Source organism: Providencia sp. SP181, from assembly GCF_050446505.1.
Lineage (GTDB): Bacteria > Pseudomonadota > Gammaproteobacteria > Enterobacterales > Enterobacteriaceae > Providencia > Providencia vermicola.
In genome coordinates, this window is the sequence record NZ_JBBPXM010000015.1 from 62205 (window position 1) to 81876 (window position 19672).

The window sequence follows — 19672 nt, forward strand, 5'->3', positions numbered from 1 at the left end:
CGCAGACTATTTAGAGCAATATCTAATTGTTCAAAGCAATACTTAACTGATGATGTGGTTTGAAAGCTCGGAAATATGCCGAGCTTTCTTTTTATCTATTTATCAATCGACTACCAAATACGAATACGCTTTTCAGGTTCCAAATAGAGAGCATTGTCTTTATCGACACCAAAGGTTTGGTACCAATCATCAATATTACGCACAACGCCATTGGCACGGAATTGGTTTGGACTGTGCGGGTCAGTCATAATTTTATTACGCTCAGACTCTTTATTCGACAGCTCTTGCCATGTGCGTGCCCATGCGATGAAAAAACGCTGTAAGCCGGTTGTGCCGTCAATAATCGGTGGTTCACCATTTGGGTAATTTTCTTTGGCGAATTGTTTATAGGCACTCAACGCGATATTTAGTCCGCCTAAGTCCCCAATATTTTCGCCTAGAGTTAATTGCCCATTAACTTTCAAACCATCGACATCAAACGCGTTGTATTGTTCGACCAACTTCTCAGTTTTTTCTTTGAAGTGCGTTTTGGCACTTTCACTCCACCAATTACGTAGTTGCCCTGTACCATCATATAAACTGCCTTGGTCATCAAAACCATGACCCATTTCATGGCCTATCACTGCACCAATTGCCCCGTAGTTATAAGCGGGGTCAACGTTAGGGTCAAAGAATGGGGCTTGTAAAATCGCAGCAGGGAACACGATTTCATTTTGTACAGGGTTGAAATAGGCATTCACCGTTTGTGGTGTCATTCCCCATTCCCATTTACGAACAGGCTGGCCCATTTTGCTAATCATGTCGTTGTAGGACCATGCAACAACTTGTTTGTAGTTATCAAACAGTGAATCTGGTTTTAAATTAATGTCACTGAAATCATTCCATTTGTCAGGGTAGCCCACTTTTACGGTGAACTGTTCCAGTTTTTTCAGGGCTTCTTGGCGTGTGCTATCATCCATCCAATCGTTGTCTTTTAAACGTGAATTAAATGTGCCTCTGACATAGCTCACTAAATCTTGAATTTTTTCTTTGGATTGCGGGTCGAAATATTTTTCAACATAGATTTGCCCTAATGCTTCGCCCTGAAGGGAGTTTACTGTTTGTAACGCACGTTCTTGGCGGGTACGTTGTTTCTCGACACCGTTGAGTTTTTTCGAATAAAAATCAAAGTTGGCATCAGAAACAGCTTTATTTAAATAGCGTGCATGATCGCTAATATATTGGAACGTTAAATAATCTTTTAAGGTTGAAACAGGTGTTTGCGCGAAAATTTTTGCGGTTTGTTCAACGGCGCTGTCTGTTTCTACTACCACTTTTTCAAGCTGCTTATCGGTGAGTTTGTAGCGGCTGATAAAACTGCTCCAATCAAAGCCTTTGGTATGATTTTTCATTTCAGCTAATGACATAGCATGGTAGTTTTTGATGGTGTCACGGCGCGCTTCAGGACTCCAATGTACGGTTGCAATGGCTTTTTCTAAATCGAATATTTTTTGCGCTTTTTGTTCAACGTCTTTTTCACCCGCCAGTTTCAGCATCGTTGCGATATAAGCGATATAACTTTTTCGTATATCTTGCATTTGTGGGGTGTCATCGAGGTAATAAGTCCGATTAGGTAATCCTAAACCCCCTTGGCCAATATACAACACATACGTTTCAGGGGATTTTGCATCTAAATCTACCCAATAAGAAATCAATGAATTGAAATCTGGGTTAGTCATTAGCTGACTGATATCCTGATGGTTTTTTGCTTTTGCAATCTCGGCTAAATCCTGTTTGATAGGTGAAAGTCCAGCCTTTTCGATGGCGTCTTCATTGAGAAAACTTTGGTACAAATGACGAATATTGCGTTGATTATGGTTTAGTTCGCTTTCTGGTTTTTTCTGTAGTTCATCAATGATAGCTTGGGTCTGTTTTTCGGTATTTAAATACAAATCAACAAAAGAGTTAATGCGGGGCATACCCGTTGGGATTTTTGCCTTGCTTATCCAATCCTCATTCACGTAGCGGTAGAAATCATTACCAGGGTTAATTGTGTCGGATAAAACAATTTTCTGTTGTCCGTAAGTCACTTCCTTTGCAAGTAGTTGAGGTGCAAAGGAAACCGTTGACATACCAATAAGCAGTGCCAAAATATTTATACGCATGTAAAAACCTCTCTTCGTTGAGAATCTATAACTCCACTTTTTCAAGCTTATACTGAAGTGGAAATCCTTCAAATTACGTTTTATTCATTGAAACATATCACGAATTAAAGATAACCCGTCTTTGCAATACATTACGACGTTGAGGCAGGAAAAATGCACCTTAGATGAAATTTTGTCATCATACTGTTTATTCTCGTTAGAATAATGTTATATTGGTTATATCGATTCAATTGTATATAATTTTTAGTTATAACTAATGTTTTTTAGCTATAGCGACTCTATCGTGATCCAGTAAGGGGTAGGCAGAAATATGAAATTGCAGCAATTACGTTATATTGTTGAAGTTGTTAATCATGACTTAAATGTCTCCTCTACGGCGGAGGGGCTTTTTACTTCGCAACCAGGTATTAGTAAGCAAGTGCGGATGCTAGAAGATGAGCTAGGCATTCAGATTTTTGCTCGCAGCGGTAAACACTTAACGCATGTCACCCCTGCGGGAGAAGAGGTCGTTCGTATTTCAAGGGAAGTGTTGTCGAAGATTGAAGCAATACGTTCAGTTGCGGGGGAGCATACCTACCCAGATCGCGGTACGTTAAATATAGCAACGACCCACACGCAAGCGCGTTATGCATTACCGCCGGTTATTAAAGGCTTTATTGAACGCTACCCACATGTGTCTTTGCATATGCAGCAAGGCACACCAACCCAAATAGCGGAAGAGGTATGCAAGGGGAACAGTGATTTTGCAATCGCCACGGAGGCACTCCATCTGTATAGCGACTTAATTATGCTGCCTTGCTACCATTGGAACCGTTGTGTGGTGGTGCAAAAAGACCATCCGTTGGCGACGAAAAAGAATGTGACCATTGAAGATATTGCGGAATACCAAATTGTGACATACACCCATGGCTTTACTGGGCGTTCAGAACTGGATGTCGCTTTTCAAAAAATAGGCCTAGAGCCGAAGATCATTTTTACAGCAACAGATGCGGATGTGATTAAAACTTACGTCAGGCTGGGATTGGGTATTGGTATTATCGCCAGTATGGCGGTTGATGCGGTAAATGATTCTGACCTTGTTGTCATTGATATGCGTGATAAGTTCAGCTATAGCACCACGAAAATTGGCTTTAAACGCACCAGTTTCTTGCGTAGCTATATGTATGATTTCTTATGGCGTTTTGCCCCACATTTAACGCGTGATGTGGTGGATAAGGCGATTGCCATTCGCAACAATGATGAAATTGAAGCTTTCTTTAAAGATATTCAGTTACCGATTATTTGATTTTTGTATTATTGCCTGCCCATCTAATGGTAGCCACATGATGAACAGTGGCTACCATTAATCATCTATTCACCGCAATGCGGATAAAACTGTGTGCTTCATCAGTTAGGCGTTAACCATTGCGATGCAAAATACATGTGATAATGATACGGTGCTTACACGTTCATCATTGAATTTACGAATTAAATTAGAAGATAAAATTCTGATTGACCGAGCTGCTAACGCTGTTGGGAAAAATAGTACTGAGTTTGTACTCGAAGCGGCTCGTCGTGCTGCGGAAGAAACATTAGCCGATCTCCATGTGATTAATGTGAGCCCTGAAGTTTATCAAGAGTTTGTTGCTCAATTAGATGCCCCGCCGAGCAATAATGAGGCGCTCAGAAAAACCATGATGTCCAAATCTCCGTGGGAGAAATGACATTGAACCTGACAGCTCCTGAGCCGCTCAATTTAAACCACCGTCTGGATGTATTCTCTTCGGGTGACGAAACGTTGGATCATTGGTTAAAAAACCGCGCGATGGGAAATCAGAAAACGAGTGCATCCCGCACTTTTACGCTTATACTTTCCATTCTTATCTCAAATTTCCTATGATAAATAGGTCTAAACTGCAAATTTGGCACAAAATCTATAAATCAAATTTATAAAGCAACTATGATTACAATTGGTTAACAAAAAATAATGGTGGTAAATAAAAATTATTGCCATAGCCATAAAAACCAAGGAGGAGTTATGTCGTTGAGTCTAAAAACAACGAGTGCCTCAACACTCGCTGTCGGAAACAAGCAGTATAATTACTTCAGTTTGGCGCTTGCCGAGAAAAAAATCGGCGATGGTTCAAAGCTGCCCAAATCCCTCAAAGTGTTACTTGAAAACCTGTTACGCCATATCGATGGCACTTCTGTTGTTGAACAAGACTTACAAGCCATTATTGATTGGCAAAAAAACGCTCATGCAGATAGCGAAATTGCCTATCGTCCTGCTCGTGTACTGATGCAAGATTTTACTGGCGTCCCTGCGGTTGTTGACCTTGCAGCAATGCGTGAAGCGGTGAAATCGTTAGGGGGAAATGTTAATCAGGTCAACCCATTATCACCTGTTGATCTGGTGATTGACCACTCGGTGATGGTGGATGAATTTGCCACACAATCTGCGTTTGGTGAAAACGTGGAAATTGAAATGGAACGTAACCACGAACGCTATTTATTCCTGCGTTGGGGGCAAAAAGCGTTTAACCGTTTCCAAGTTGTGCCACCGGGCACTGGGATTTGCCACCAGGTTAACTTAGAGTACCTTGGAAAAGCGGTTTGGCATGAGGAAATCGATGGGAAGCTATACGCTTATCCAGATACGCTAGTGGGTACCGATTCTCACACAACCATGATCAATGGGCTTGGTGTGCTGGGTTGGGGAGTGGGTGGTATAGAGGCTGAAGCAGCGATGTTAGGTCAGCCTGTTTCGATGCTTATCCCCGATGTGGTTGGGTTTAAGTTAACAGGCAAATTATCGGAAGGTATTACGGCAACTGACCTTGTATTAACCGTCACACAAATGCTGCGTAAACACGGCGTGGTCGGTAAGTTTGTGGAATTCTACGGTGATGGTTTGGCGGATTTACCCTTAGCTGACCGTGCCACCATCGCCAATATGTCACCTGAATATGGTGCAACCTGTGGGTTCTTCCCCATCGATGATATTACGTTGTCCTATATGCGACTAACAGGACGTAGCGACGATGAAGTGGCGCTGGTGGAAGCGTATAGTAAAGAGCAGGGCTTATGGCGTCACGCAGGTGATGAACCTATCTTTACCAGTACCCTTGAATTAGATATGTCGACGGTTGAATCTAGCTTAGCTGGGCCAAAACGTCCACAGGATAGAGTGGAGCTAAGTCAAGTACCAAAAGCGTTCCGAGGTGCAGTTGAACTCGAAGTGAATAAACAAGATAAAAATGCACACCCAGAAGTGAAATATCAAAATCAAACCTTTGAACTCACTGATGGCGCGGTCGTGATTGCGGCGATTACATCTTGTACCAATACTTCAAATCCGAGTGTTTTGATGGCGGCGGGGCTGTTAGCGAAAAAAGCGGTTGAAAAAGGGCTGTCTCGTCAACCCTGGGTTAAATCATCCCTTGCACCAGGTTCCAAAGTGGTCACGGACTACCTTGCGGTAGCGGGCTTAACACCTTATTTAGATAAATTGGGATTCAATCTTGTTGGGTATGGATGTACCACCTGTATCGGTAACTCAGGTCCATTACCGGAACCAATTGAAGCGGCGATTAAACAAACCGATTTAACCGTTGGTGCAGTGCTTTCGGGGAACCGAAATTTTGAAGGGCGGATCCATCCTCTGGTGAAAACTAACTGGTTGGCATCTCCGCCGTTAGTTGTGGCCTATGCCCTTGCAGGAAATATGAATATTAACTTGAAAAATGAACCGCTTGGTGTAGATAAACACGGTAATGACGTTTATCTGAAAGATATTTGGCCAAGCAGTGCTGAAATAGCCCAAGCTGTGCAACAAGTTAAAACAGAGATGTTCCGCAAAGAATATAATGCCGTATTTGAAGGTGACGATGCGTGGCGTGCTCTCGAGGTTGAAAGCTCATCAACTTATCATTGGCAGGCGGACTCAACGTACATTCGCCATCCACCATTCTTTGAAGGCATGCAAGCCCAGCCTGCGCCAGTTAAAGATATTCGCGGCGCCAATATTTTGGCTATCCTTGGCGATTCAGTCACTACTGACCATATTTCTCCTGCAGGGAATATTAAGAAAGACAGTCCAGCAGGGCGCTACCTTCAAGAGCATGGTGTTGCTGTTGCAGACTTTAACTCTTATGGCTCACGACGAGGTAACCATGAAGTGATGATGCGCGGCACCTTTGCGAATATTCGTATTCGTAATGAAATGGTACCAGGTGTTGAAGGTGGTTATACCTTACATATTCCAACAGGGCAGCAAATGGCTATCTATGATGCAGCAATGTTGTATCAGCAAGAAAAACGCCCATTGGCGATTATTGCAGGTAAGGAATATGGTTCAGGTTCGAGTCGTGACTGGGCTGCAAAAGGAACTAATTTGTTAGGCGTTCGCGTGGTGATTGCAGAGTCTTATGAGCGTATTCATCGTTCAAATTTAATCGGTATGGGGGTTGTACCTCTGGAGTTTAAAGATGGTATGTCCCGCAAAACCCTTGGACTAAAAGGAGACGAACGCATTGACGTTGTTGGTCTGCAATCCCTGACACCAGGGCAAGACCTGAAGGTGAATATTACTCTGGGTAATGGTGAGGTCAAGGAGATCACTACCCGTTGTCGTATTGATACGGGTACTGAAATGGAGTATTACCGCCATGGCGGTATCTTGCATTATGTCATTCGACAAATGCTTCATTAACACAGGTTAACTAAAAACGTCTGTTTGGTTAATCCAGCAGACGTTTTTTTATTCCTATCTTATTTCTTAATCTTGTTTTTTCTCAATATTTTCGATGTGGATCTACGTTATGGTGTTAGGTAGATGGTTAAATATAGGGGAGAAAACCATTCTTAATTCAGTGAGTACTGAATTAAGTTCGCCATAAATCAGTTTCTTTGTTTGAATTAGTATCCATGTAATGGATTCGGGCTCGCTAAATTTATCGAAAACAACGTAAAGGAAATATATATGGCAGATATCAATGAAACCGATTTCTATAAAGGGGCATTGTGGGCAGCAGATATCTTATTAACAACTTCTCATTTTGATGGGTCGAATGAAGAGGTTCGCGATATTTTAGAACATATTCCTAATTTGTATTCTATTGTGATGAGAACACCTGAAACGGAAGTTCACGACTTACGTCTCTATGCGGACAAAGAATTCCCACTTGGCTTAAATGCAGATTACACTGCAATTACTATCGCACCATTAAAAGAGTATTTTGATATTGTGCCTATGCCGGATCAAAACCCGGAGAGTATTACTTTTGAGGTGGAATTTTGGGGCGTTGTTGCCAAGACAACTGCAGGTAAAGACGATTTATTGATAGCGGGCTTACCTTCGGCAGAAGTTGCTCAGCATTATGCAAAAACATTAACGCATCAGCTTGAAATTCAGCGTGGTAAATAACCGATTGATTTATTTTTAATCTGTTTTGGCTTACTTTTTAATCTAAAATGCCAAAAAACCGCAATACTGTGTTTATATCCAGTATTGCGGTTTTTTTTATAAGCTAAAAATTATAAAGCCTTACTTTCAGCCAGTTGTAGGGCAAAGTAAGTGAAGATAAGGTCAGCACCTGCGCGTTTAATTGAACCTAATGTTTCCAGTGCCACACGTGTTTCATCAATCGCACCCGCTTGTGCTGCAAATTTGATTTGCGCATATTCGCCACTAACTTGATACGCACCAATCGGTAATTGTGTGTGTTCACGTAAATCACGAATGATATCAAGATAAGCCCCAGCGGGTTTGATCATCAGCGCATCTGCACCTTCGCGCTCATCAATCAGCGATTCATGTAGCGCTTCGCGGCGATTCATTGGGTTCATTTGGTAGGTTTTTCTGTCACCTTTTAAACATGAGCCAGCTGCATCACGGAATGGGCCATATAATGCGGATGCAAATTTTGTGGAATAGGACATAATGGCCGTATCCGTAAAACCTGCTTCATCCAGTGCACGGCGGATCGCCGCAACTTGTCCATCCATTGCAGCGGAAGGGGCGATAAAGTCTGCACCTGCTCGGGCAGCAGCAACTGCCTGCAGACCTAAATTGTGAATAGTGGCATCATTATCAACAACATGGTCATGCATCACCCCGCAGTGACCATGGGAAGTATATTCACAAAAACAAGTATCCGACATCACAATCATTTCAGGAACTGTGTCTTTACAGATACGGGACATACGAGCGACTAAGCCATTTTCCTGCCATGCATCACTACCATTATCATCAAGGTGGTGGGAAACGCCAAATGTCATGACTGACTTAATGCCTGCATTTGCGATGCGTTCAATTTCATACGCTAAGCGTTTTTCAGGAATACGCATAACACCAGGCATGCTATTGATCGGCATATAATCGTCGAGTTCTTCTTCAACGAAAATAGGTAAACAAAGGTCATTAATCGATAGATGGGTTTCTTGGAATAAAGTGCGGAGTTTTTCAGTTTTACGCAGTCTTCTCATGCGTTGAATAGAATGCAGGTTGTTCACAATATCTCCTTGTAGTTTGATGAATAAGCAAAAGATAAAGGTCATTCATCAAAGTCATAATATTGAGAACAGTATAAACCTTATAGAAAGAAAGTGAATATAACCATCAAGAAATGGCACACATTGAGAGGATAATTGAGAGAAAAGGGAAGAACGTAGAAACTCTCCCCTTATTGCGTAGCTTACTGGTGTTTAAACAGCATATGACCCATCTTTTGTGCTTTAACATCCAAATAATGTTCATTACTTGGATTACGCCCAACGATCAAAGGCACACGTTCAACCACATTTATACCCGCTTCACGCATGATATCGATTTTTTTCGGGTTATTCGTTAGCAAACGAACTTCGTTGATCCCCAGTAATTTGTACATATCTGAGCAGAGGGTAAAATCACGTTCATCGGCTTTAAAACCCAGTTTTAAATTTGCCTCGACAGTGTCTAAACCTTGGTCTTGTAGCGCATATGCACGGATTTTATTGAGCAAGCCAATATTACGGCCTTCTTGGCGATGGTAAAGTAACACCCCGCGGCCTTCTTTACTAATCTGAGAAAGCGCGGCTTCTAATTGGAAACCACAATCGCAACGTAAGCTAAATAGCGCATCACCCGTTAAACATTCAGAGTGAATACGGCTAAGAACGGGGGTATCCCCAGAGATGTCGCCAAAGATTAACGCGACATGGTCATGACCCGTTGCAATTTCTTCAAAACCTACCATCAGAAATTCACCGAACGGTGTTGGGAGTTTTGCTTGAGCAACACGTTTTAGCTGCATATTTTCATTCATTAGTTAAAGTAACTCTTGCTTAATGTAATAACGTAAATCGATATAAGGTACATGAGTATAATATATCGAAGCTATATGACGTTTTGCATATAGAGGCTGGTAATCTTTGCACACAACCAACACTGTATTACTATAACAGAGTTAATCGAGAGTGAATGGAATATTTCTTCATAAGGTGGATTAATATTTATGGAATGCATTAAATGAGAAAAACTATTTTCGTCGTTAGCCTGTTTGCTATTTTATTAGCATTACCACCCATGATAATGCTAATTTCGGGGTGGCAATGGACGCCAGAAAATCAATTTAAATCAATGAAATGGCTATTATGGCTGACCGATACAGCAGGTGTACCATACAGTATTATTACGTCATTAGCACTTATGGGGATAATCATATTCAGACTACGTGCAGAAAAAAGTATGGTCTTGAAGATTGTGATTATTGTTGCTAGCGCTTTGTTACTGCAACAAGGTACCAAAACATTACTTAAAAACCATTTTCAAGAGCCTCGACCTTATGTGGTTTGGCTCGAAGAGCAATATGATGTGACTCATTCGGATTTTTATGAATTAACACGAGCCGCTCGAGCCAAGTTGATTAAAACGGTCGTTAAACAACATGATGATATTGCTAAGTGGCAAAGAAAGCATTGGCAAGCAGAAACAGGGTACTCATTTCCATCAGGACATATGTTATTTGCTGCTGGCTGGGCACTCTTGTTTATCGCCTTTTTTTGGCAAAGGGGCTACTATGGCTTTTCGATTGGCCTAGCACTCTGGGCTGAGGGGATCGCATTTAGCCGCATGTTATTAGGTATGCATTGGCCAATTGATGTTATTACGTCAGTATTTATCAGTGCCATTTTTGCCATTTTGGCTTACGGTGTATTTCTGTTTCTTAAGCGGAAAAAAAAGTCGGTTAATCTTTCATCAAGGGAGTGATTGTTGCGACAAACTCTGTGAATTTTCGAATTTGTATAAAATAAATTGCTTTGTCTGGATGCGCGGGAAATGCTACCTTATCAGGTAGATATTATTGAATGGATAAGAACTGATAACGGGAACAAATGTGAAATACTTTCTGATTTTATTACTGGCGGTCGCATTTTTTATTATCTCGATTACGCTAGGTTCAAGCAATGATCAGGTTATTACATTTAACTACCTGATTGCAAAAGGGGATTTTTCTTTATCAACCCTTCTTGCATCACTTTTTGGTGTCGGTTTTGTGCTGGGATGGCTGGTGTGTGCGGCATTTTATTTACGTACAATCGTTAGCCTGAAAAACGCACGTCGTAAAATTAGACGTTTAGAATCACAATTAGGTGCTGGAGAAAGTAATATTTCTGACTCAACCTCATTAGTGACGACTCAGAACAAGGAATAATCCTGTATGTTCGAGTTGCTGTTTCTGTTGCTTCCTGTGGCTGCCGCTTATGGTTGGTATATGGGGCGCAGAAGTGCTCAACAAGATAAACAACTACATGCTAACCGCTTGTCCCGTGATTATGTGACAGGCGTGAATTTTCTTTTGTCAAATCAGCAAGATAAAGCGGTTGATTTGTTTCTAGATATGCTTAAGAATTATGATAGCTCTGCATTTGAAGCACATTTAACCTTAGGGAATTTATTTCGTTCTCGAGGTGAAGTTGAACGTGCTATCCGCATTCACCAATCGCTGGTGGAAAGTGCTTCGTTATCCTTCGAACAACGCCTCCTTGCAACCCAACAACTTGGCCGTGATTACATGACCGCTGGGGTGTATGATCGCGCCGAAAATATGTTCCAGCAACTCACTGATGAAGTGGATTTCAAGCAAAGTGCTTTACAATCTTTATTAAATATTTACCAGTTAACCAGTGAATGGTCGAAAGCTATCGATGTTGCAGGTAAACTGGTTAAATTAGGCCATAACGAATTACGCGAGCAAATTGCACATTTTTACTGTGAGCTTGCGGTACAACAATTGGCGAGTGATGATCTTGATGATGCACAAGCCTTATTAAATAAAGCAGAACAAGCCGATAAAAACTGCGCGCGCGTTTCGATTATGAAAGGGCGTATTTTTATTGAGCAAGGCGTTTATGAAAAGGCCATTCATGTTTTAAAGCAAGTATATGATCAAGATAGAGAGTTGGTTACTGAAACGCTGCCACTGCTCCATGATTGCTATCAACGCACCGGTCAATTGGATGAATGGGAAGATTACTTGCGTCAATGTGTAGCGGGTAATTCAGGTGCAATTGCAGAGCTGTATCTCGCCGATATTATTGTTGAAAAGCAAAATCATGAAGCTGCTGCAAATTATATTAATGACCAAATTCAACGTCACCCAACCATGCGACTGTTTTATCGTTTAATGGATTACCACCTTGAAGAAGCCGAAGAAGGCCGTGCAAAAGAAAGTTTGATTTTGCTAAGAAAAATGGTGGGCGAACAAATCCGAACAAAGCCTGATTACCGTTGCCATAAATGTGGCTTTACTTCTCGTTCATTATATTGGCACTGCCCATCTTGTCGTTCTTGGGATACGATTAAACCCATTCGTGGGTTAGATGGCCAGTGACAACGTCACTTTTTAACCTCATAACAACTCATTAAAGGCTATGAAATGATTTCCTCAACTGAGAACCAGACACACTCGCCAATCATTGTGGCACTTGACTATGAAGATGCTAATGCTGCACTGGCGTTTGTTGACCGCATTGACCCGCGTGATTGCCGTCTTAAAGTAGGCAAAGAAATGTTCACGTTCAATGGTCCTCAATTTGTCAAATCACTCCATGATCGCGGCTTTGATGTTTTCCTTGATTTAAAATTTCACGATATTCCAAATACGGTTGCTCGTGCCGTCGCCGCTTCTGCTGAAATGGGCGTCTGGATGGTCAATGTGCATGCGGGCGGTGGGGTTCGAATGATGGAAGCGGCTCGTCAATCACTCGAAGTTTATCGTAAAGATGCGCCTTTATTAACGGCAGTAACTGTTTTGACCAGTATGGATGAGACAGATCTAGTGGGCGTGGGGATCCAAGACTCTCCTGCGGTTCATGCAGAACGTCTTGCATTGCTGACCAAACAGTGTGGTCTTGATGGCGTTGTCTGTTCTGCCCATGAAGCAAAACGCTTAAAAAGTTTATGTGGCAAAGATTTTAAATTAGTCACACCAGGTATTCGCCCAGAAGGTAGTGATGTTGGCGATCAACGCCGTATCATGACACCACAAGATGCTGTCAAAGCAGGGGTTGACTATATGGTGATTGGACGCCCGATCACGCGTAGTGAAAACCCAACGTTAACATTACAGCAAATTAACCAATCTATTAAAGGTCTCTCATGAGTGATTCAAACAGCCGTCTAGTATATAGCACAGACGTTGGGCGTATTGATGAAGAAAAACCGAAGGTAGAAAGGCCAAAAGGTGATGGCATCGTTAGAATTCGCCGTGAAACATCAGGTCGTAAAGGCAAGGGGGTTTGTGTGGTAACGGGGCTTGACCTTGATGATGCAGAGCTCACAAAACTTGCGGCTGAATTGAAAAAAAAATGTGGTTGTGGTGGCGCAGTAAAAGATGGAAATATTGAAATTCAAGGGGATAAGCGAGATGTCATTAAGCAACTTCTTGAAGCAAAAGGTATGCAAGTCAAATTAGCTGGTGGCTGATTAAAATAATTAAAGAAAAAACGGTGATTGCAGATGTAATCACCGTTTTTTTATGGTTTAAATTGCAGCAAGTTCTTTGAATAATTCAGGGTTTCTTTTTATCGCGACTAACACTTTTGCCGCTAGCCCTGTTGGGTTACGTCGCTTTAATTCCCAGCTTTTAATGGTATCGACGCTAGTTCCTAATGCGTGAGCCAATTCGCTTTGTGAAACATTGAGTTGTTCTCTAATCGCTTTGACATCAGCCACTTCATAACGGGTGACCTTAGCGGCTTTTTTCGTACCATTTTTGATTTCAACCGCTTCTTCTAAAGAGGCTTTTAACTCATTGAAAATACCCATGTTATACCTCTCCTTTAAGTATTGTTGTGATTTTTTTTAATTCTGCTTTTTCTTTGTCAGTGAGTGTGTCTTTTTCACTTTTAGGATAAGCCATTATAAAATATATAATTTCTTTAGTAGCTAAAAAATAAATGACCCTTGCACTGCCACTTTTTCCTTGATTACCCACCGCCATTCTAATTTTGCGTAGCCCACCCGTTCCTTGGATGAGGTCGCCTTTGTCTGGCCATGCAATGAGTTGATTTTGTAGTGCTCTAAGTTCTTCCGCTGTGGCAATGGTTTGTATTTGTTTGGTGAAAAAAGTGGTTTCAATAAATTCAATAGCATGGCTCATCGGGCTCCCTCCCTAAAATAGATTTAATCAGCGTACATTGTACACTTTTATCGGTCAAGTATTATCTCTGATAAGACTAGTTTTAGGTAACTTAAAATAAAATAGCGCCAAAAGAATGGCGCTATTTAGAGAATGTGGGGAGAGTTTATTGTGAGTTATTTGCCAACTTGGTGACCAATGATCCCACCAATAGCAGCACCGCCTACCGTACCAAGTGAACTACCCCCAGTAAGCACTGCACCACCGACGGCACCGACGCCAGCACCAATGGCAGTATTTTTATCGCGCTTAGACATGTTGGAACAGGCACTCACGCTAATAGCGACGGCTGCGATAACCATAAATGATAAAATGCGTTTGCTGACAGTATTCATTTTTTAATCCTTAACACGTATTAAACAAATCATAAATTAGCATGATAGGTAAATTTACGAATAAGAATAATCAGGAAAAAATAGCGAATAGCATATAAATTTTAACGTAAAATGCGAATTAATCACTACTGATTAGGTTGCGAACGAAGAAAAGACCATAAGCATTAACTTATGGTCTTTTAAAGATAGCACAGAAAGTATTATTCTGCAGGGCGAGCAACGATATTACGTGTTTCCATACGAACTTCCGCAATGGTGACATTAATAATATCATTGAGTTGATATGCTTTTTCGCCTTTAACCAGAACGCTGCCAGTTTCTTGGCTACACTGAATTTCATCACGAACACTGTGAATAAATGGTGCAGGAACAAATGCCACCGCGCCATTATCCACGAGACGTACACGTACACCGCCACGGGTAATATCAATAATTTCTGCGGGGAATTTAGTGTCGGTGCCTTCAAACGGTTTTAAGTAACGTGAATAGAGCCAATCACCCACATCGCGTTCCGCCATACGGTTTGCACGGCGACGTTCTGCCAATTTAATGGAAAGCTCTTCAGTGGGTTTATCCGTTGAAGGCTTGCCCGCAATAATGGATTTTAATAACCGATGGTTAACGATATCGGTGTATTTACGAATGGGGGATGTCCATGTTGCGTAAGCGTCAAAACCAAGGCCGAAGTGAGGGCCGGGATCAGCTTTAACTTCGGCAAAAGTTTGGTAGCGACGAATTCGGCTATCTAAGAACTGGGTAGGTTCGGCATCAAGCTTACGACGTAATTGACGGAAACCTTCCAGAGACAATAATGATTCTGCGGTGGTTTCAATACCATTGTCTTTTAAGGTTTGAACAACCTGGTCAATTTGCAATGGCTCAAAGCCCATATGCACATTGAAAACGCCGAAGCCGAGTTTTTCTTTTAACACGCTGGCTGCACAAAGGTTAGAGGTGATCATCGCCTCTTCAACAATGCGGTTAGAACTGCGGCGGCTTTCTGATACAATATCAACGACATTGCCTTTATCATCAAGCACAAAGCGGTAATCAGGGCGGTCTTTAAAGACTAATGCATGAGTTTCACGCCAATGTAAGCGTTTATCAGCCATTTCTTTTAACAGCAATATTTGTTGTTTGTCTGTGTCATTGGCGGGTTGCCAATTTCCAGTTTCTTCAAGCCAATCAGAAACTTCGTCATATACTAATTTGGTTTTTGATTCGACCCAAGCACTGAAAAACTCAATGTGACTATCAAGGCTGCCATCTGCAAGAATTTGCGCCACACATACTAAAGCAGGGCGACGTTCATTTGGGCGCAAGGAGCATAAATCATCTGACAATTGACGCGGTAACATTGGGATATTGAAACCAGGTAAATAGTTAGTATAAGAACGTGCAAAGGCCAGTTTATCTAATTCACTGCCTTCGCGGATATAGCTGGTTGGGTCAGCGATAGCGATGAATAATTTGAGATTGCCTTCAGCGGTTTTCTCAACATACAGCGCATCATCCATATCTTCAGTACTAGCGCTATCGATGGTCACAAAATGTAAGTCAGTTAAATCAACGCGTTCAATGCCTTGATCATCACGCTCGCTTTCCACCATTTGAGGTTCATCACGGTCTAATTGGTGACGGCGTAACGTTACCCACCATGGTGCAAAGTGGTCATCGCCTTCAGTGATGTATTCTGTAATATCTGCGTAAAAGTTTTTATCGCCTTTTAAGGGATGACGGCGCATTTGAGCGACGACCCAATCATCTTGCTTAAATTCATGGGTAATACCATTCACAGGACGACATAAAATCATGTCTTTGAGTAACGGGTGATCGGGGATAACAAATAAGCGATTGTCGTTTTCTTTTTTCTGAATTTTACCGACAAATCTCTCTAAAAAAGGCTCGACAAGTTCTTCTGGCTCAGCAAACTCACGGTCTTTATCCGTATGTACTGCGGCGATGACACGGTCACCGTGCATCACTTTTTTCATCTGAGGAGGCGGAATGAAATAGCTTTTTTGGCCATCAACTTCTAAAAAGCCAAAACCTTTTTCAGTGCTTTTTACCAACCCTTCAACACGAGGTGTTTGGGCATGTAATGTCTGTTTAAGTTGTGCGAGCAGTGGGTTGTCTTGAAACATACTTACCGTTTTATTAAGTTTGAATTTGGCTCTATTGTTACGTAAGACAAAGTCCTAGAGCAAGGAAAAAATGCGTTGTGCTTATGATTAGCACGATGACCTATCTTTTTCGTCATCAAAAGCACGATATATAGTTAATCCTCTGGGTAGACTTTGTCTTTAAATTCACAGAGGTCTTCGATGATGCACGAACCACAGCGGGGTTTGCGCGCAATACAAGTATAACGCCCATGTAGAATAAACCAGTGATGGCAATCGACCTTAAATTCAGCAGGGACGACTTTCAGTAACTTTTCTTCAACAGCGACAACGTCTTTACCTGGGGCAAAGTTGGTACGATTACATACGCGAAATATATGAGTATCGACGGCAATGGTTGGCCAACCGAAGGCTGTATTAAGAACGACATTGGCTGTTTTACGGCCAACGCCTGGAAGCGCTTCAAGGGCCTCACGGTTTTCGGGAACTTGGCTATTGTGCTTTTCAATCAGTATTTTGCAGGTTTTATAAACACTTTCTGCTTTAGTATTAAATAAGCCAATAGTTTTGATATATTCTTTAATACCATCAACACCCAGCGCCATAATTGTTTCAGGTGTGTTTGCTACGGGATAAAGCTTTGCCGTGGCTTTATTAACGCTGACATCAGTCGCTTGAGCGGAGAGTAACACAGAGATTAATAGCTCAAACGGGGAGCTAAACTCTAGCTCCGTCGTTGGGTGGGGATTGTTGTCCCGTAAGCGAGTTAAAATTTCAATACGTTTTGATTTATTCATTGCTCACATTAATTTGTTTATTAAGAAAGATGACCGCCGCAACCTTGTTGTTTTTCATATTCGCGTACTGACTGATGATCAGCTTGCAAAGCCGCTCTTTTTTTCATTTTTTCATCAATTAAATATTTTGCAGCTAACAATAGGGCAAGGCCAATAAAGGCACCTGGTGGTAGCATAGCGAGTAAAAATGGAGAATCAAGGTGAATAACTTCAATGCGTAATGAAGTAGCCCATGAGCCTAACAGTAAATCAGCGCCATCAAATAAGGTACCGTTACCTAAAATTTCACGAATTGACCCCAAAACAAACAATGTCGCCGTTGCCCCTAAGCCCATCGCTAAGCCATCTAATGCTGATAACGAAACGGGGTTGCGAGATGCGTAGGCTTCTGCACGGCCAATGACGATACAGTTCGTCACAATCAACGGAATAAAAATCCCGAGCGATTCATATAAACCAAAAGCATAGGCGTTGATTAGCATTTGTACCGCACTCACAACCGATGCAATGATCATCACATAAATTGGGATACGAATTTCAGATGGCACCCAACGGCGCAGGGCAGAAACAGCTACGTTAGTGCATATCAGCACAAGTGTTGTTGCAAGGCCAAGCCCGAGAGCATTCGTTGCTGTAGAAGAAACAGCCAATAGCGGGCAAAGCCCTAAAAGCTGGACTAATGCAGAGTTATTTTTCCATAACCCTTGGACTAATAAATCTTTAGATTCACTCATTATTCTTCCCCACAATTTGGGTAAGTTGCTAATTCTTGCGGAATAGTTTGCATAAAGACCGCAGTTCGTTTGGTGGCATTGACCACCGCTCTTGGTGTGATGGTGGCGCCAGTGAATTGGTCAAACTCGCCACCATCTTTTTTTACAGCCCATTTGGGGTCATTTGGCGATTCGATTTTCTTCCCGCTTAAATGGGTGATCCAATCTGAAATACGCGTTTCAATTTTATCACCAAGCCCAGGTGTTTCATGGTGTTCGGTCACACGGACACCTAAAACAGTGCCGTTAAAATCAGCGCCTACCAACAAGTGGATAGCCCCTGAGTAACCATCTAATGCCGTGGTTTCTAACGCCGCAGCAACGGGTTCACCATTTTTACGGGCTATATATAAACGCCGTGGCTGTTTATTACCTAATATAGCCTCATTGGTGACTAGATAACATTCTTTAGTTAAATCATTATTATAGAGGTCACTGGGGATGACTTGGTCGAGCAATTTTTTCTGCACAATGGCGGCTTGCTCTGCAATAATGTCTTTCGTCAAAGTATAGACCGCTGCACTCAATGCCGTGGTTCCTGCGGCAAATATGGCAAGGATAGTTCCGTGACGTCGCATTGTATTTAACATGTTGGCTCCTTATTTATGTCCATATGCACGCGGTTGAGTGTAATAATCAATTAACGGCACGGTGATGTTTGCCAATAATACAGCGAAGGCAACGGCATCAGGGTATCCGCCATAAACACGGATCACCCACACTAAGAAACCAATAATCATTCCAAAAATAATTCGCCCTTTTGGTGTTGTTGAAGCGGTAACAGGGTCGGTTGCGATAAAAAACGCACCCAACATGGTGGCACCTGACAGTAAATGAACCAATGGCGGCGCATAACGGCTATCATCAATCAGGTAGCTGATTATGGAGAAAACAGCTAAGGTTCCTAAGAATGACAACGGAATATGCCAGCTAATAATACGGCGGTTAATCATAATTAAACCACCAATAAGATAAGCAATATTTACCCACTGCCAGCCAATCCCAGCTAATGAGCCTTGTAAAATAGGTTGTTGTAATACGTCAGAAATAGAGTGTGTTAGTAAGCCTGTTTTAAAGCTATCCAGCGGTGTCGCTTGGCTCATACCATCTATGCCCGTTCGTAACTGATCAAGCGTCACTCCCGAAGAAGTCTGCCCACTGAAGATCACTGACAAGCTATCAATGGCAGAGATATGCATGTTTTGCAATTCTTGTGGTGGCAGCCAGTTGGTCATATGTACAGGGAAGGATATTAATAATACAACATAACCAACCATTGCTGGGTTGAATGGGTTTTGCCCTAATCCACCATAACATTGTTTGGCGATGGTAATGGCAAAGAAAGTCCCTAATACAATCAACCACCAAGGTGATAACGGGGGTAAGCTGATCCCGAGTAATAGGGCAGTGACAATGGCAGAATTATCTTTAAGCACAGGAACAACAGGCTGCTTGCGTAAGCGTATGGAAACAGCTTCAGTTACAACCGCTGTGAGTATCGCTAAAACAATTTGATAGAGCGTACCTATACCAAAAAAGTAAATTTGTGCTGCTATTCCTGGAATGGCAGCGAGAAGCACCCAAAACATCACTAAGCTGGTGCTTTGGTTATTATGAGTAAATGGTGCGCTTGCAATTTTTAGTCGGCGATTTTTCGCATCAATTGGCCTAAATTTCATTTCGTTATCACTTACTCTGTTATCGTTTGTTCATTGTGCTTTTCAGCTTGTTTTGCTTTAACGCGGGCAATCGCAGCAGCAACCGCAATTTTCCTAGGGTCGGTCTCTTCATCTATAGGGTGCTCAGCCGCAGGCGATAACTCATCAATTGTTGCTTGTTT

At 42.0% G+C, this 19672-nt stretch carries 20 protein-coding genes; 9 read left to right on the plus strand and 11 right to left on the minus strand.

Annotated features, from left to right (window positions below; all coding sequences use genetic code 11):
- Window positions 1-110: 110 nt before the first annotated feature.
- Complete coding sequence (locus tag AABS66_RS18705) at window positions 111-2144, minus strand: M13 family metallopeptidase (RefSeq protein ID WP_272681370.1); 2034 nt, start codon at window positions 2142-2144, stop codon at window positions 111-113.
- A gap of 310 nt (window positions 2145-2454) precedes the next feature.
- On the opposite strand from AABS66_RS18705, the gene cysB reads away from it, so the two are divergent.
- The 4 genes from cysB to AABS66_RS18725 all read left to right on the plus strand — a co-directional run bounded on the left by cysB (window position 2455) and on the right by AABS66_RS18725 (window position 7548).
- A complete protein-coding gene (gene cysB / locus AABS66_RS18710) occupies window positions 2455-3429 on the plus strand; it encodes an HTH-type transcriptional regulator CysB (protein WP_206086092.1) in 975 nt (324 codons plus the stop codon).
- A 124-nt stretch (window positions 3430-3553) separates the two neighbouring features.
- Window positions 3554-3847, plus strand: a complete 294-nt coding sequence (locus AABS66_RS18715) for a DUF1778 domain-containing protein (protein ID WP_430225275.1) — start codon at window positions 3554-3556, stop codon at window positions 3845-3847.
- A gap of 314 nt (window positions 3848-4161) precedes the next feature.
- Window positions 4162-6834 carry an aconitate hydratase AcnA gene (gene acnA, locus AABS66_RS18720; RefSeq protein ID WP_430225276.1) on the plus strand — a complete coding sequence of 891 codons (2673 nt, stop codon included), beginning with the start codon at window positions 4162-4164 and terminating at the stop codon, window positions 6832-6834.
- A gap of 270 nt (window positions 6835-7104) precedes the next feature.
- Entirely contained in the window at window positions 7105-7548 is a 444-nt protein-coding gene (locus tag AABS66_RS18725) for a hypothetical protein (RefSeq protein ID WP_206086088.1), read from the plus strand.
- A gap of 110 nt (window positions 7549-7658) precedes the next feature.
- Here the strand turns inward: AABS66_RS18725 and hemB are convergent, their stop codons facing one another.
- Both hemB and ribA read right to left on the minus strand, forming a co-directional pair.
- Window positions 7659-8636 carry a porphobilinogen synthase gene (gene hemB, locus AABS66_RS18730; RefSeq protein ID WP_206086087.1) on the minus strand — a complete coding sequence of 326 codons (978 nt, stop codon included), beginning with the start codon at window positions 8634-8636 and terminating at the stop codon, window positions 7659-7661.
- 182 nt (window positions 8637-8818) lie between these two features.
- Complete coding sequence (gene ribA, locus AABS66_RS18735; protein ID WP_206086203.1) at window positions 8819-9415, minus strand: GTP cyclohydrolase II; 597 nt, start codon at window positions 9413-9415, stop codon at window positions 8819-8821.
- A gap of 215 nt (window positions 9416-9630) precedes the next feature.
- On the opposite strand from ribA, the gene AABS66_RS18740 reads away from it, so the two are divergent.
- The 5 genes from AABS66_RS18740 to yciH all read left to right on the plus strand — a co-directional run bounded on the left by AABS66_RS18740 (window position 9631) and on the right by yciH (window position 13089).
- Entirely contained in the window at window positions 9631-10371 is a 741-nt protein-coding gene (locus tag AABS66_RS18740; RefSeq protein WP_430225277.1) for a phosphatase PAP2 family protein, read from the plus strand.
- Between the two features lie 127 nt (window positions 10372-10498).
- The gene (locus AABS66_RS18745; RefSeq protein ID WP_206086085.1) at window positions 10499-10816 is read left to right on the plus strand and encodes a LapA family protein; all 318 of its coding nucleotides are present in this window, start codon (window positions 10499-10501) and stop codon (window positions 10814-10816) included.
- A gap of 6 nt (window positions 10817-10822) precedes the next feature.
- Entirely contained in the window at window positions 10823-11995 is a 1173-nt protein-coding gene (gene lapB / locus AABS66_RS18750; protein WP_206086084.1) for a lipopolysaccharide assembly protein LapB, read from the plus strand.
- Between the two features lie 45 nt (window positions 11996-12040).
- Window positions 12041-12766, plus strand: a complete 726-nt coding sequence (gene pyrF, locus AABS66_RS18755; protein WP_430225278.1) for an orotidine-5'-phosphate decarboxylase — start codon at window positions 12041-12043, stop codon at window positions 12764-12766.
- Window positions 12763-13089, plus strand: a complete 327-nt coding sequence (gene yciH, locus AABS66_RS18760; protein WP_206086082.1) for a stress response translation initiation inhibitor YciH — start codon at window positions 12763-12765, stop codon at window positions 13087-13089. Before pyrF ends, yciH begins: the two co-directional genes overlap by 4 nt.
- 57 nt (window positions 13090-13146) lie before the next feature.
- Here yciH and nadS read toward each other — a convergent pair whose 3' ends face one another.
- From nadS to rsxD, 8 genes are all read right to left on the minus strand, one after another.
- Window positions 13147-13431, minus strand: coding sequence for a NadS family protein (nadS, locus tag AABS66_RS18765; RefSeq protein ID WP_430225279.1), 285 nt, complete (start codon window positions 13429-13431; stop codon window positions 13147-13149).
- 1 nt (window position 13432) lies between these two features.
- The gene (locus tag AABS66_RS18770) at window positions 13433-13765 is read right to left on the minus strand and encodes a type II toxin-antitoxin system RelE/ParE family toxin (protein WP_349415107.1); all 333 of its coding nucleotides are present in this window, start codon (window positions 13763-13765) and stop codon (window positions 13433-13435) included.
- A 155-nt stretch (window positions 13766-13920) separates the two neighbouring features.
- A complete protein-coding gene (gene osmB / locus AABS66_RS18775; protein ID WP_430225280.1) occupies window positions 13921-14139 on the minus strand; it encodes an osmotically-inducible lipoprotein OsmB in 219 nt (72 codons plus the stop codon).
- A 200-nt stretch (window positions 14140-14339) separates the two neighbouring features.
- On the minus strand, window positions 14340-16283 hold the full coding sequence (locus tag AABS66_RS18780; protein ID WP_430225281.1) for an exoribonuclease II: 1944 nt from the start codon (window positions 16281-16283) through the stop codon (window positions 14340-14342).
- 134 nt (window positions 16284-16417) lie between these two features.
- Complete coding sequence (gene nth / locus AABS66_RS18785; protein WP_206086079.1) at window positions 16418-17059, minus strand: endonuclease III; 642 nt, start codon at window positions 17057-17059, stop codon at window positions 16418-16420.
- Window positions 17060-17079: 20 nt separating this feature from the next.
- Entirely contained in the window at window positions 17080-17793 is a 714-nt protein-coding gene (locus AABS66_RS18790) for an electron transport complex subunit E (protein ID WP_206086078.1), read from the minus strand.
- Window positions 17793-18422 (minus strand): electron transport complex subunit RsxG, encoded by a 630-nt coding sequence (rsxG, locus tag AABS66_RS18795; RefSeq protein ID WP_206086077.1) that lies wholly within the window; start codon window positions 18420-18422, stop codon window positions 17793-17795. Before rsxG ends, AABS66_RS18790 begins: the two co-directional genes overlap by 1 nt.
- A 9-nt stretch (window positions 18423-18431) precedes the next feature.
- On the minus strand, window positions 18432-19511 hold the full coding sequence (gene rsxD, locus AABS66_RS18800; protein WP_206086076.1) for an electron transport complex subunit RsxD: 1080 nt from the start codon (window positions 19509-19511) through the stop codon (window positions 18432-18434).
- Window positions 19512-19672: the final 161 nt, after the last annotated feature.

What these genes read in the sequence shown, in the direction of transcription:
- nadS (WP_430225279.1), bottom strand. Translation starts at nt 13,431, where the DNA reads ATGGGTATTTTCAATGAGTTAAAAGCCTCTTTAGAAGAAGCGGTTGAA.
- nth (WP_206086079.1), bottom strand. Translation starts at nt 17,059, where the DNA reads ATGAATAAATCAAAACGTATTGAAATTTTAACTCGCTTACGGGACAAC.
- AABS66_RS18780 (WP_430225281.1), bottom strand. Translation starts at nt 16,283, where the DNA reads ATGTTTCAAGACAACCCACTGCTCGCACAACTTAAACAGACATTACAT.
- rsxD (WP_206086076.1), bottom strand. Translation starts at nt 19,511, where the DNA reads ATGAAATTTAGGCCAATTGATGCGAAAAATCGCCGACTAAAAATTGCA.
- acnA (WP_430225276.1), top strand. Translation starts at nt 4,162, where the DNA reads ATGTCGTTGAGTCTAAAAACAACGAGTGCCTCAACACTCGCTGTCGGA.
- AABS66_RS18705 (WP_272681370.1), bottom strand. Translation starts at nt 2,144, where the DNA reads ATGCGTATAAATATTTTGGCACTGCTTATTGGTATGTCAACGGTTTCC.
- cysB (WP_206086092.1), top strand. Translation starts at nt 2,455, where the DNA reads ATGAAATTGCAGCAATTACGTTATATTGTTGAAGTTGTTAATCATGAC.
- yciH (WP_206086082.1), top strand. Translation starts at nt 12,763, where the DNA reads ATGAGTGATTCAAACAGCCGTCTAGTATATAGCACAGACGTTGGGCGT.
- AABS66_RS18790 (WP_206086078.1), bottom strand. Translation starts at nt 17,793, where the DNA reads ATGAGTGAATCTAAAGATTTATTAGTCCAAGGGTTATGGAAAAATAAC.
- osmB (WP_430225280.1), bottom strand. Translation starts at nt 14,139, where the DNA reads ATGAATACTGTCAGCAAACGCATTTTATCATTTATGGTTATCGCAGCC.
- AABS66_RS18770 (WP_349415107.1), bottom strand. Translation starts at nt 13,765, where the DNA reads ATGAGCCATGCTATTGAATTTATTGAAACCACTTTTTTCACCAAACAA.
- AABS66_RS18740 (WP_430225277.1), top strand. Translation starts at nt 9,631, where the DNA reads ATGAGAAAAACTATTTTCGTCGTTAGCCTGTTTGCTATTTTATTAGCA.
- pyrF (WP_430225278.1), top strand. Translation starts at nt 12,041, where the DNA reads ATGATTTCCTCAACTGAGAACCAGACACACTCGCCAATCATTGTGGCA.
- AABS66_RS18725 (WP_206086088.1), top strand. Translation starts at nt 7,105, where the DNA reads ATGGCAGATATCAATGAAACCGATTTCTATAAAGGGGCATTGTGGGCA.
- AABS66_RS18715 (WP_430225275.1), top strand. Translation starts at nt 3,554, where the DNA reads ATGCAAAATACATGTGATAATGATACGGTGCTTACACGTTCATCATTG.
- lapB (WP_206086084.1), top strand. Translation starts at nt 10,823, where the DNA reads ATGTTCGAGTTGCTGTTTCTGTTGCTTCCTGTGGCTGCCGCTTATGGT.
- ribA (WP_206086203.1), bottom strand. Translation starts at nt 9,415, where the DNA reads ATGCAGCTAAAACGTGTTGCTCAAGCAAAACTCCCAACACCGTTCGGT.
- rsxG (WP_206086077.1), bottom strand. Translation starts at nt 18,422, where the DNA reads ATGTTAAATACAATGCGACGTCACGGAACTATCCTTGCCATATTTGCC.